Source organism: Pseudomonas sp. GD03875 (assembly GCF_029840585.1).
Lineage (GTDB): Bacteria > Pseudomonadota > Gammaproteobacteria > Pseudomonadales > Pseudomonadaceae > Aquipseudomonas > Aquipseudomonas paralcaligenes.
This window is the reverse complement of sequence record NZ_JAOCCV010000036.1, coordinates 39340-51807: the sequence shown is the minus strand read 5'-3', so window position 1 is coordinate 51807 and position 12468 is coordinate 39340. Positions and strand designations below refer to the sequence as shown.

Here is a 12468-nt window from a genome sequence, read left to right as displayed (position 1 = left end):
CCGCCGGGGAGTCATGGGCGCGCGCCCTGGAGGCTGGCGATGAACGCGCGCCAGCCGCCGAAGCCGGTGATGTCGCGGGCGCCCGCCAAGGCATAGGGCTCGCAGATGAAGCCCTTGACCCAGCGGCCGTCGGACAACTCCAGGTTGCCGATGCCCAGCGGCGGCGGGACCTCGGCGACGAACTCGCCGAAGCGCGCCTGGGGCACGTCCCACAGCTCGACGATGATCTCGGCGCCGTCCTCGGCCACCCTTGCCAGGCCCGGCTTGGGCGGTACGGTGCCGGGCAGGGCGTAGAGCCGGTAGCTGGCGGCGCTGGTGGTCTGCTCGACCAGCACGGCGTCGCGGGTGACGAGCTGGAAGTTCAGCGGCATGCCGGTGAGGTGGGCGCCGACCACGGCCACGCGCACGCTGCCGGGAGCGGGTTTGGCGCTCGCTGTCTGTGCCGGCAGCGGCCGGCCGGTGGCGCCCAGCGGCAGGGCGAGCGCCTGCTGCCAGCGCTGGCCGAAGGCGGCCAGGGCGTGGTCGTGCCAGGCCGGGGCGATCAGGGTGATGCCGGCCGGCAGGCCGTCGGCGCGCAGGCCGGCCGGCACGGCCAGAGCGGCGAGGTCGGCCAGGTTGGTGAAGTTGGTGTAGGTGCCGAACTGGCTGTTGAACAGCACCGGCTCGGCTTCCATCTCGGCCAGGGTGCGCAGGGTCGGCGAGGTCGGCACCACCAGGGCGTCGAAGCCGGCCAGGGCGTCGTTGATCCGGCGCGCCAGCTCGGCGCGGATGTACTCGGCCTTGTAGGCGTCGCAGGCGCTGTATTTCTCGCCATTGGCGACGATGCCGCGCACCACCGGGTTGATGTGCGAGGGTTCCACGCCTTCCAGCGCCACCGTGCGCTCGGCGACCCAGGAGCCGTAGTAGAGCTGCTCGGCCAGTGCCTGGAAGGGTTCGAAGTCGATCTCGACCAGTTCGGCGCCCAGTTCGCGCAGCTTACCCAGGGCAGTTTCGAATACCGCCTGGTTCTGCTTGTCGCCGAAGAATTCGGGGCTGGCCGGCACCGCCAGGCGCGGCTTGGCCGGCATGCCGACCCGGGCGCTGTTGGGGTTCTTGCGGCTGTATGCGTCGGCGCCGTCGTAGCCGCCGGCGATCTCGGCCACGGCCAGGGCGTCGGACACGGTCAGGGCGAACACCGAGATGCAGTCCAGGGTGCGGCAGGCCGGCACCAGGCCGCTGTTGGGCAGCCAGCCCTTGGTCGGCTTGAGCCCGACGATGTTGTTGAAGCCGGCCGGCACGCGGCCGGAGCCGGCGGTGTCGGTGCCCAGGGAGAAGGCCACCAGGCCGCGCGCCACGGTGCTGGCCGAGCCGGAGCTGGAGCCGCCGCTGACGTAGTCGGGCTTGAAGCTGTTGGGTACCGCGCCGTAGGGCGAGCGGGTGCCGACCAGGCCGGTGGCGAACTGGTCGAGGTTGGTCTTGCCGACGAGGATGGCGCCGGCGGCGCGCAGGCGGGCCACCACCGTGGCGTCGGCCTCGGCCGTGTAGGCGAATTCGGGGCAGGCGGCGGTGGTCTGCCAGCCGGCGGCGTCGATGTTGTCCTTGATGGCGAAGGGCACGCCGTACAGCGGCAGCTTGCCCAGGTCGCCCTCGACGGCGGCCAGGCGCTCGGCCAGGGCGTCGAGCTGGGCCTGCAGCTGGGCGGGCGTGGCCAGGCTGATCCAGGCCGGGTCTTCGCCGCCCAGTTCGGCAAGCAGCTCGGCGAGCGCGCCGGGTTGCAGGTTCTCGGTGCGATAGGCCTGTTGCCATTCGCTCAGGGTCCAGCCGAATCCGCGATGGGACATCTTCCTAGATTCCTTCTTGTATCCAAGTTGATGTCGACAAAGCAGGAGCTGTGCCAGTTATTCAACTCGTTGTTTCAGAAGGATTTTTCAGGATGATGGAGCGAACTTGCAGGCGGCCGTGCCCCGTTTGGGGGCCGGACGCCGGTGCCGGTGCGCCAGGGCGGGGCGGTCAGGGGGCGAGGTAGCCGCGCACCCCGGTGAAGATGATCTGCGCGGCCAGGGCGCAGACGAACAGGCCCATCAGGCGGCTGAGAATCTGCAGGCCCTGCTGGCCCAGCAGCCGCTCGACCTTGTCGGACAGGTAGAGCACCACGCCGACCGTGACGCTGGCGATGCCGATGGCGATGATCGCCAGCAGCTTGTCGTCCCAGTGCGGCTGGCTGATGCCCATCACCAGCAGGGCGCCGATGGTGCCCGGGCCGACGGTGAGCGGGATGGTCAGCGGCACGATGGTGACGTCCTGCTGCACGTTGTCCGCCTGCACCGCCGGCTTGCCCTGGGCCATGCCCAGGGCGGAGATGAACAGCACGGAGCCGGCGCCGATGCGGAAGGCGTCGGCGGTGATGCCGAAGATCTCGAAGATGGTCTGGCCGAACAGGTAGAGCAGCACGCTGGCCACCAGGGTGCCGAGCGCCACTTTCCAGGCCAGCTTCTTGCGCTCCCTGACGCTATAGCCCGGGGTCAGGCCGAGGAAGCAGGACAGCACGAAGAACGGGCTGTAGAGGACCAGCATTTTCAGGTACAGGCTGAACAGCACGGAGAGCATGGATCGGGCTCGTCAGGAGGATGGTGCAAGCATAGAGGGCGCCGGGGCGCCACCGCCACTGGCTAGGCTCTGTACGAAAAGTGCCTGCGCTCGGTGATGCTTCGTTGAAAACGGGTTCGGAAAGCAGCTTGCTGCTAACGCGCCAAGGCGCGGCCCGAAGGGCGAACGCAGTGAGTCATGCTCATTTACAGCTCGTAAACTCGCATGCGAGCCCAGTCCGCTTCCTCACCCATTCGCTCGACGACTTTTCGTACAGACCCTAGGAGTGCAGGACGTCGCGCTGGCGGCGTTCGCGCTCGCGTATCCAGTGGGCGATCAGCTCGCGCAGCTGCGACATCTCCACCGGCTTGGACATGTGGCCGTCCATGCCGACCTGGCGCGCGCGCTCCTTGTGCTCGGCGAGGATGTGCGCCGTCAGCGCCACCACCGGGGTGCGGCTGCGCCGCTCGCGCAGCTCCCACTCGCGCAGGCGCTCGGTGGCGGAGAAGCCGTCGAGCACCGGCATCTCGCAGTCCATCAGCACCAGGTCGTACTGCTGTTCCTGCATCGCGCGCAGGGCTTCCTCGCCGTTGCTGGCGGTGTCCGGCTTGAGGTTGAGCTTGCTCAGCATGCCGCGGATGACCTTGGTGGAGATGCTGTTGTCCTCGGCGACCAGGATGCGGAAGTCCTCCGGCACCTGCAGCGGCGCGTTGTCGGGCTGCAGCGCGCGCGGCGCGCCGGCCTCGCGCTGGGCCAGTTCGTCGGCGAGCACGGTCTTGAGGGTATAGCCGGCCACCGGCTTGGCCAGGATGCGCTTGATGCCGGCGTTGCGGGCGATGATCTTGCTCGGCGCGTTGCTGATGCCGGTGAGCATGATCAGCAGGATGTCGTGGTTGAGGTTGGGGTCTTCCTTGATCCTGGCGGCCAGCTGCATGCCGGTCATGCCGGGCATTTCCTGGTCCAGCAGCACGGCGTCGAAGTATTCGCGCAGGTGCGCTTTGGTGCGCAGCAGGGCCAGGGCCTCCTTGCCGGACGCCACCGCGCTGACCTGCAGGCCCCAGGCCGCGCACTGCTGCTGCAGCACCTTGCGGCAGGTCTCGTTGTCGTCCACCACCAGCAGGCGCGCGCCTTCCAGCGGCCCGTCGAGGTCGGCGGTGGCCTGCTCCAGGCGCTGGGGGTCGAGCGGCAGGGTCAGCCACAGGGTGGTGCCGGTGCTGCCGCCGCTCTGCACGCCGAACTCGCCGTCCATCAGGCGCACCAGCTGGCGGGCGATGATCAGGCCGAGGCGGCCGCCGAGCTTGCTGGCGGAGAGGAAGTCGCTGCTGTGCAGCTCGGTGTTGAGCAGGGCGTCGCGCTCGCCCGGCTCCAGCGGCCGGCCGCTGTCCTGCACGGCGATGCGCAGGCGCGGCGCGTCGCCGTCGGTGTCCAGCGCCACCACCAGCAGGATTTCGCCCTCGTCGGTCTGGCGGAAGGCGTTGTCCAGCAGGCTCATCAGGGTCTGGCGCAGGCGCGTGGGGTCGCCGCTGATGACGCGCGGCACCTGCGGCTGGGTGAAGCTGATCAGCTCGACCTTCTGCCGCTCGGCCTTGGCGCGGAAGATGTCCAGGCAGTCCTCGACCAGGGCGTGGAGGTCGAACTGCACGTCGTCCAGCTCGATCTGGCCCGACTCCAGCTTTGAGATGTCGAGAATCTCGTTGATCAGGGTGAGCAGCTCGTTGCCCGAGCTGTGGATGGTCTGCACGTAGTCGCGCTGCTTGGCCGACAGCGGGGTGCCGAGCAGCAGCTCGGTCATGCCCAGCACGCCGTTCATCGGGGTGCGGATTTCGTGGCTGATCTTGGCCAGGAACTCGGCCTTGGTCTTCAGCTCGGCGCTGACGGCGGCCTCGCGGGTGCGCTGCTGCAGGGTGTCGCTCTGGATCTGCCGCTGGCGCTCGGACAGGGCGATGCTGAGGATCAGGCCGGAGACCATCGCCACGCTGAACAGGCTGAGCACCAGCCAGCCGGGGTTGAGCTGGTCGAAGCCGAACAGCACCGGGGCGAGTGTGGCGAAGCCCAGGCCGAAGATCGCCAGGCCGGCGAAGATCAGGCGGGCCGGGCGGTAGCCGGCCCGCCAGTGGATGAAGGCGATGGTGGGCACGGTGACCACCACCATCACCACCAGGCCGTAGACCAGCCAGCTGTGCCAGAGCAGGCCGGTGAAGCCGATCACCGCCGCAGCCACTGCGACCAGGGCGAACTCCAGGTGCAGCAGGTGGCGCAGCGGGCTGCGCTCGGCGGACGTGCCGCTGAAGAAGAAGCGGGTATAGCCGAGCATGCACAGCACGGCGGCGAGGGCCGAGAGGTCGGCGATCAGCGACTGGTTGTAGCTCTGCTGCGGCATCAGCACGGCGAGCAGGCCGGTGTTGGCGGTGGCGCACAGGGCCAGGGCGGCATGGGTGCCGGCCAGCCACAAGTTGCTGGCAGTGGGCGAGTAGGCCATGCGCAGCAGGTTGAACAGGGCCATCAGCAGCAGGCCGCCGATCAGCGCGCCGAACAGGTAGGCGGGCCGCTCCTGGGCCACCAGCTCGGCCTCGTCGATGACCTTGAACCACATCATCAGGGCGTGGTTGGAGGTCATTCGCAAGTAGGCGGTGCGCGGCTGGTCGTCGTTGGGCAGGCTGAACAGGTAGGAACGCGAGGGCAGCGGGCGCGAGCTGAGGGTCAGCGCCTCGCCGGTGCGCAGCTGCTGTTCGACCACGCCGTCCCTGACCAGGTAGAAGTCCAGGTGCTGCACCCGCGGGGCGAACAGCCACAGCCAGTGCGGGGCGGACAGGGAGCGGGTATCGACCTTGAGCCAGACGGCCTGGGAGGAAGCGGGGAGAGTGAAGGCCAGGCGGTCCAGCGGCTGGAAGCGCGAACTCTGCGCCTGCACCTCGGCGAAGCTCAGTTGCGCCGACTTGTCGAGCAGGATGGACCAGCTATCGTCCCCGGGAGCGGCGTTCGACGTGGCCGAGAGGCCGAGCAGCAGGCTGACGATGAGTCCTGTGGCGATCCAGAGCCGACGCAAGTGGAGTCCCTTCTTTGGTGAACCGGAGGATTATATATAGGGGTGTGACACAAAAGGCAGCCATGCCGACCAACCTCGCCCCCTGTTTTACCGCATCTTTACCTCGAATCGGCACCGGATCGGCCATTTTCCGACCGACAAGCCGGTCGGCGGCGCTTCTGCCACTTCTCCGGCCGGACTTCAAGCATCTTAGACTAAGGTCTAATGCCGGCCGCCCGGCGCGGGTCTAGCCTTCCCGATCAGAACAATCACAAGAAAAGACGTCCGGACGCAGGGCGATCCCGCTCTCCGTCGACAGGGCGTCGGAGGCAGCCTATATGAGCGTGTCAACGGCAGCACCCGGCCATGCACCGGCCGGCCCCATGACGTCGGAAGAGCGCAAGGTCATCTTCGCGTCTTCCCTCGGCACCGTCTTCGAGTGGTACGACTTCTATCTCTACGGATCGCTCTCGGCGATCATCGCAGCGCAGTTCTTCTCCGGGGTCAATCCCACCGCCGCCTTCATCTTCGCCCTCATGGCCTTCGCCGCCGGCTTCGCGGTGCGGCCGTTCGGCGCCATCGTGTTCGGCCGGCTCGGCGACCTGGTGGGGCGCAAGTACACCTTCCTCATCACCATCATGATCATGGGCCTGTCGACCTTCATCGTCGGCATCCTGCCGTCCTACGCGACCTGGGGCATCGCGGCGCCGATCATCTTGATCGTGCTGCGGCTGTTCCAGGGGCTGGCGCTGGGCGGCGAGTACGGCGGCGCGGCGACCTACGTGGCCGAGCACGCGCCCCATGGCCGGCGCGGCTTCTATACCTCGTGGATCCAGACCACCGCGACGCTGGGCCTGTTCCTGTCGCTGCTGGTGATCCTCGGCACCCGCACCTGGCTCGGCGAGGAAGCCTTCGCCGCCTGGGGCTGGCGCATTCCCTTCCTGCTTTCCATCGTGCTGCTCGGCATCTCGGTATGGATCCGCCTGACCCTGAGCGAGAGCCCGGCCTTCAAGAAGATGAAGGAAGAGGGCAAGACTTCCAAGGCGCCGCTGACCGAGGCGTTTGGCCGCTGGGAGAACGCCAAGATGGCGCTGATCGCCCTGTTCGGCGGCACCGCCGGGCAGGCGGTGGTCTGGTACACCGGCCAGTTCTATGCGCTGTTCTTCCTGACCCAGACGCTGAAGGTGGACGGGCCCACGGCGAACATCCTGATCGCCCTGTCGCTGCTGATCGGCACGCCGTTCTTCATCGTCTTCGGCTGGCTGTCGGACAAGATCGGGCGCAAGCCGATCATCCTGGGCGGCTGCCTGATCGCGGCGCTGACCTACTTCCCGCTGTTCGGCCTGATCACCCACTACGCCAACCCGGCGCTGGAGCGGGCCCAGGCCACCGCGCCGGTGACCGTGGTGGCGGACCCGAGCGAATGTTCGTTCCAGTTCAACCCGGTGGGCACCTCGAAGTTCGTTACCTCGTGCGACATCGCCAAGGGCTTCCTCGCGCGCAACTCGGTGAACTACGCCAACGAGGAAGCGCCGGCCGGTACCAATGCCAGCATCCGCATCGGCGACGAGACCATCGCCTCGTTTTCCGGCGCCGGCATGGCGGCCGACCGGTTCAAGGCGGAGTCCGATGCGTTCAACGTCAGGATGACCGAGGTGATCCGCAGCCACGGCTACCCGGCCAAGGCCGACCCGGAGCAGATCAACACGCCGATGCTGGTGCTGCTGCTGACCGTGCTGGTGCTGTTCGTGACCATGGTCTACGGGCCCATCGCGGCGCTGCTGGTGGAGCTGTTCCCGACGCGCATCCGTTACACGGCGATGTCCCTGCCGTACCACATCGGCAACGGCTGGTTCGGCGGCTTCCTGCCGACCACCGCGTTCGCCATGGTGGCGGCCACCGGCAACATCTATTACGGCCTGTGGTATCCCATCGTGGTGGCGGTGATGACCTTCATCATCGGCCTGTTCCTGATGCCCGAGACCAAGGACCGAGACCTGCGCGACTGGCACTGATCGCTACCTGCAAATGAAAAGGCCCCGCAGTGCGGGGCCTTTCCTTGAAAGGGCAAAAACGTGTTCACGGTTATCGAGCTAGAGCCATACAAGGCAAAAACAGGCGAGGAAGCGGAATGTACTTTTGTACATGAGCATTCCGAACCTGTTTTTAACGCAGTAGGGCCGACGCGCAGAGGACCGTGAGCAGGTTTTTCAGTCCTTGCCCTGCTCGCGGGCAATGGCGCGGTAACCGATATCCTTGCGGTAGAAGCTGCCGCTCCAGCGGATCTGCTCGGCTAGGCGATAGGCCTGCTGCTGGGCGCTGGAAACGCTCGGGCCGATGGCGGTGGCGCACAGCACGCGGCCGCCGGCGGTGACGATCTGGCCATCCTTGAGCGCGGTGCCGGCGTGGAACACCTTGCCGTCGATCTTGGCCGCCGCGTCCAGGCCCTCGATCACATCACCCTTGGCGTAGTCGCCCGGGTAGCCGCCGGCGGCGATCACCACGCCCACGGTCGGACGCGGGTCCCAGGTCGCCTCGACCTTGTCCAGCGCCTTGGCCAGGGCGGCCTCGACCAGCAGCACCAGGGAGGATTCCAGGCGCAGCATCACCGGCTGGGTCTCCGGGTCGCCGAAGCGGCAGTTGAACTCGATGACTTTCGGCTTGCCGGCCTTGTCGATCATCAGCCCGGCGTAGAGGAAGCCGGTGTAGACGTTGCCTTCGGCCGCCATGCCGCGCACGGTCGGGTAGATCACCTCGTCCATCACGCGCTGGTGCACGTCCGGGGTGACCACCGGGGCCGGGGAGTAGGCGCCCATACCGCCGGTGTTGGGGCCGGTGTCGCCGTCGCCGACGCGCTTGTGGTCCTGACTGGTGGCCATGGGCAGCACGTTCTCGCCGTCGACCATGACGATGAAGGAGGCTTCCTCGCCGTCGAGGAACTCCTCGATCACCACGCGGGCGCCGGCGTCGCCGAAGGCGTTGCCCGAGAGCATGTCGCGCACCGCTTCCTCGGCTTCGGTCAGGGTCATGGCGACGATCACGCCCTTGCCGGCGGCCAGGCCGTCGGCCTTGACCACGATCGGCGCACCCTTCTCGCGCAGGTAGGCCAGGGCCGGCTCGACCTCTGTGAAGTTCTGGTAGTCGGCGGTGGGGATATCGTGGCGCGCCAGGAAGTCCTTGGTGAAGGCCTTGGAGCCTTCCAGCTGGGCGGCGGCGGCGGTGGGGCCGAAGATGTCCAGGCCGCGCGAGCGGAACAGGTCGACCACGCCCTTCACCAGCGGCGCCTCGGGACCGACGATGGTCAGCTGCACGTTCTGCGCGGCGAAGTCGGCCAGCTGCTCGATGGCCAGCACGTCGATGGCGACGTTCTCGCACTTGGCCTCGGTGGCGGTGCCGGCATTGCCCGGGGCGACGAAGACTTTCTCGACGCGCTTGTCCTGCGCCACTTTCCAGGCCAGGGCGTGCTCGCGGCCGCCGCTGCCGATGATCAGTACGTTCATATCTCTCTCCTCATGGAGGCGGGCCTTGGGCCCGTTTGGTGGATAAACAAAGCGTTATCTACCCTGCGGAAATCTTGCTTCTGGCGTTCTATCGGGCCGCGATGGAGCTGGTGGATGCTAGGCGCGGATGGCTTCGATAAGCGCAGTTGCCGACTGGCAATGAGCATTAGCGAAGTCGTCCGCAACAACGCAGACGCCTGCTACAGCGCGGCCATGCCAATCAATGACGGAAGTGGCGCATGCCGGTGAAGACCATGGCGATGCCGGCCTCGTCGGCGGCGGCGATCACCTCGGCGTCGCGCATCGAGCCGCCCGGCTGGATCACCGCGGTGATGCCGGCCTTGGCGGCGTTGTCGATGCCGTCGCGGAACGGGAAGAAGGCGTCCGAGGCCATCACCGCGCCTTTGACTTCCAGGCCGGCGTGCTCGGCCTTGATGGCGGCGATGCGCGCGGAGTTGACCCGCGACATCTGGCCGGCGCCGACGCCCACGGTCTGGCGGTTCCTGGCATAGACGATGGCATTGGACTTGACGAACTTGGCCACCTTCCAGGCGAAGATCAGGTCGTGGATTTCCTGCTCGCTCGGCGCGCGCTGGGTGACGACCTTGAGGTCTTCGGCCTTGATCATGCCGATATCGCGGCTCTGTACCAGCAGGCCGCCATTGACCCGCTTGAAGTCCCAGCCGGCGGCGCGTTCGGCCGGCCACTCGCCGCATTCGAGCAGGCGCACGTTGGCCTTGGCGGCCACTACTTCGCGGGCCTCGGCGGAGACTTTCGGGGCGATGATCACTTCGACGAACTGGCGCTCGACGATGGCCCGGGCGGTCTCGCCGTCCAGCTCGCGGTTGAAGGCGATGATGCCGCCGAAGGCCGACTCGGTGTCGGTGGCGTAGGCCAGGTCGTAGGCCTTGCGGATGCCGCCCTCGTCTTCCGGCACCACGGAGACGCCGCACGGGTTGGCGTGCTTGACGATGACGCAGGCCGGCTTGACGAAGCTCTTCACGCATTCCAGCGCGGCGTCGGTGTCGGCCACGTTGTTGAACGACAGTTCCTTGCCCTGCAGCTGCACGGCGGTGGACACGCTGGCCTCACCCTTCTGCGCTTCCACGTAGAACGCCGCGCTCTGGTGCGGGTTCTCGCCGTAGCGCATTTCCTGGGCCTTGATGAACTGGCTGTTGAAGGTGCGCGGGAAGGCGCCGCGCGCTTCGGTGCTCAGGGTGTCGCGGCTCTGGTCGATGGTGCCCAGGTAGTTGGCGATCATGCCATCGTAGGCGGCGGTGTGCTCGAAGGCCTTGAGGGCCAGGTCGAAGCGCTGGGCGTAGCTCAAGCCGCCGGCTTTCAGCGACTCGACGATGCCGGCGTAGTCACCGGCGTTGACCACGATGGCGACGTCCTTGTGGTTCTTCGCGGCGCTGCGGACCATGGTCGGGCCGCCGATGTCGATGTTCTCGATGGCGTCGGCCAGGTCGCAGCCGGGCTTGGCCACGGTGGCGGCGAAGGGGTAGAGGTTGACCGCGACCAGGTCGATCGGGCGGATGCCGTGCTCTTCCATCACCGCGCCGTCCAAGGCGCGACGGCCGAGGATGCCGCCGTGGATCTTCGGATGCAGGGTCTTCACGCGGCCGTCCATCATCTCCGGGAAGCCGGTGTAGTCGGCCACTTCCACCGCCGCGACGCCATTGTCCTTGAGCAGCTTGTAGGTGCCGCCGGTGGAGAGGATCTCGACGCCCAGGGCGACGAGTTCGCGGGCGAACTCGAGGATGCCGGTCTTGTCGGAGACGCTGATCAAGGCGCGGCGAACGGGAAGGCGGGTGGTCTGGTCAGTCATTGCAAAGTCCATCGGAGCTGGAGATTCAGTGAAAAAGGGCGGCCACGGGCCGCCCTTCGTCATGGGTTCGATGCTTACAGCAGGTCGTACTGCTTGAGCTTCTTGCGCAGGGTCCCGCGGTTCAGGCCGAGCAGCTCGGAGGCCTTGGTCTGGTTGCCCTTGACGTAGTTCATCACGGTCTCCAGCAGCGGCGCCTCGACCTCGGTCAGTACCAGGTTGTAGACGTCGGTGACGTCGGCTCCCTCGAGGTGGGCGAAGTAGTTGTGCAGCGCCTTCTCCACGCTGTCGCGCAGGGACTGGCCCTGCTCGAACGGTGTGTTCAGGTGCTGCTTCAGGTTGGCGTTGTCGCTCACGGGTACTGCCCCATCAAAAACGGATTGCTCAAAAAAAGGCTCGGTCATCCTCGTCATGCGGCCACCCCTTCTCCCTTGTTGTTCTGCTCGGCGAAGAACTGCCGAACGGCGGCGCATTGCGCGTCGGTGCTGTCGAGGCGATTGAAGCCGGCGCGGAACTCCCGCGCGCCGGGCAGGGTTGCCAGGTACCAGCCGACATGCTTGCGGGCGATGCGTACGCCCATGTGTTCGCCATAGAAGGCGTGCAGCGCGGCCAGATGCTCCAGCAGGATGCGTTCCACTTCATACAGCGCCGGCGCCGGCAGTTCCTTGCCGGTCGTCAGGAAGTGGGCGATCTCGCGGAAGATCCACGGCCGTCCCTGCGCCGCGCGGCCGATCAGCAGGGCGTCGACGCCGGTGGCGTCGAGCACGGCCCTGGCTTTTTGCGGGGAGTCGATGTCGCCGTTAGCGAACACCGGAATGGAGATCGCCTGCTTGATGGCGGCGATGGTGTCGTACTCGGCCTCGCCGGTATACAGATCGGCGCGGGTGCGGCCGTGCACGGCGAGGGCGGCGATGCCGGCCTGCTCGGCGATCTTCGCCACAGTGATGCCGTTCTTGTTGGCGCGGTCCCAGCCGGTGCGGATCTTCAGGGTCACCGGCACGTCGACGGCGGCGACCACCGCGTCGAGGATGGCGGCGACCAGCTGCTCGTCCTTCATCAGCGCCGAGCCGGCGGCCTTGTTGCAGACCTTCTTGGCAGGGCAGCCCATGTTGATGTCGATGATCTGCGCGCCCAGCTCGACATTGCGACGGGCGGCCTCGGCCAGCATCTCGGGATCGCCGCCGGCGATCTGCACCGAGCGCGGCTCGGGATCGCCCTGGTGCACCAGGCGCAGGCGGGACTTGCGACTGTTCCACAGGCGCACGTCGCTGGTCACCATCTCGGACACCACCATGCCGGCGCCGAGGCGGCGGCACAGCTGCCGGAACGGCTGATCGGTGACGCCCGCCATGGGGGCGAGGATCAGCGGGTTGGGCAGAGTGTAAGGGCCGATGCGTACCACCGACGGGTCATCCCTGTTGTCTCGAAGGTCGTTCGGGCAATGGCGTAGCCCGCCAGAGTGCGGAACGGCGATCGGGGGAGTGCGAAAAAGGGAGGGCATGATACCCGCTCTCGGTGACCGGATAAAGGCTGTTTTGAACAAATTATGAGCA

Annotated in this window: 8 protein-coding genes; 1 reads left to right on the top strand and 7 read right to left on the bottom strand. The window is 67.2% G+C overall.

Annotation, left to right across the window (positions count from 1 at the left end; translation table 11 throughout):
• Positions 1 to 11 precede the first annotated feature (11 nt).
• The 3 genes from atzF to N5D30_RS22655 all read right to left on the bottom strand — a co-directional run bounded on the left by atzF (position 12) and on the right by N5D30_RS22655 (position 5611).
• Positions 12 to 1820, bottom strand: coding sequence for an allophanate hydrolase (gene atzF, locus N5D30_RS22665; RefSeq protein ID WP_279910789.1), 1809 nt, complete (start codon positions 1818 to 1820; stop codon positions 12 to 14).
• A 169-nt stretch (positions 1821 to 1989) separates the two neighbouring features.
• Positions 1990 to 2586 (bottom strand): MarC family protein, encoded by a 597-nt coding sequence (locus N5D30_RS22660; protein WP_279910787.1) that lies wholly within the window; start codon positions 2584 to 2586, stop codon positions 1990 to 1992.
• 259 nt (positions 2587 to 2845) lie between these two features.
• Complete coding sequence (locus N5D30_RS22655) at positions 2846 to 5611, bottom strand: hybrid sensor histidine kinase/response regulator (RefSeq protein WP_279910785.1); 2766 nt, start codon at positions 5609 to 5611, stop codon at positions 2846 to 2848.
• A gap of 362 nt (positions 5612 to 5973) precedes the next feature.
• On the opposite strand from N5D30_RS22655, the gene N5D30_RS22650 reads away from it, so the two are divergent.
• The gene (locus N5D30_RS22650) at positions 5974 to 7605 is read left to right on the top strand and encodes an MFS transporter (protein WP_220815928.1); all 1632 of its coding nucleotides are present in this window, start codon (positions 5974 to 5976) and stop codon (positions 7603 to 7605) included.
• A gap of 195 nt (positions 7606 to 7800) precedes the next feature.
• Here N5D30_RS22650 and purD read toward each other — a convergent pair whose 3' ends face one another.
• The 4 genes from purD to dusB all read right to left on the bottom strand — a co-directional run bounded on the left by purD (position 7801) and on the right by dusB (position 12317).
• Positions 7801 to 9090, bottom strand: a complete 1290-nt coding sequence (gene purD, locus N5D30_RS22645; protein ID WP_279910784.1) for a phosphoribosylamine--glycine ligase — start codon at positions 9088 to 9090, stop codon at positions 7801 to 7803.
• Between the two features lie 220 nt (positions 9091 to 9310).
• A complete protein-coding gene (gene purH, locus N5D30_RS22640) occupies positions 9311 to 10918 on the bottom strand; it encodes a bifunctional phosphoribosylaminoimidazolecarboxamide formyltransferase/IMP cyclohydrolase (protein ID WP_279910783.1) in 1608 nt (535 codons plus the stop codon).
• Between the two features lie 74 nt (positions 10919 to 10992).
• Positions 10993 to 11328 (bottom strand): DNA-binding transcriptional regulator Fis, encoded by a 336-nt coding sequence (gene fis, locus N5D30_RS22635; RefSeq protein ID WP_220815925.1) that lies wholly within the window; start codon positions 11326 to 11328, stop codon positions 10993 to 10995.
• On the bottom strand, positions 11325 to 12317 hold the full coding sequence (dusB, locus tag N5D30_RS22630) for a tRNA dihydrouridine synthase DusB (RefSeq protein ID WP_279910782.1): 993 nt from the start codon (positions 12315 to 12317) through the stop codon (positions 11325 to 11327). The genes fis and dusB overlap by 4 nt, the downstream gene beginning before the upstream one ends.
• Positions 12318 to 12468 lie beyond the last annotated feature (151 nt).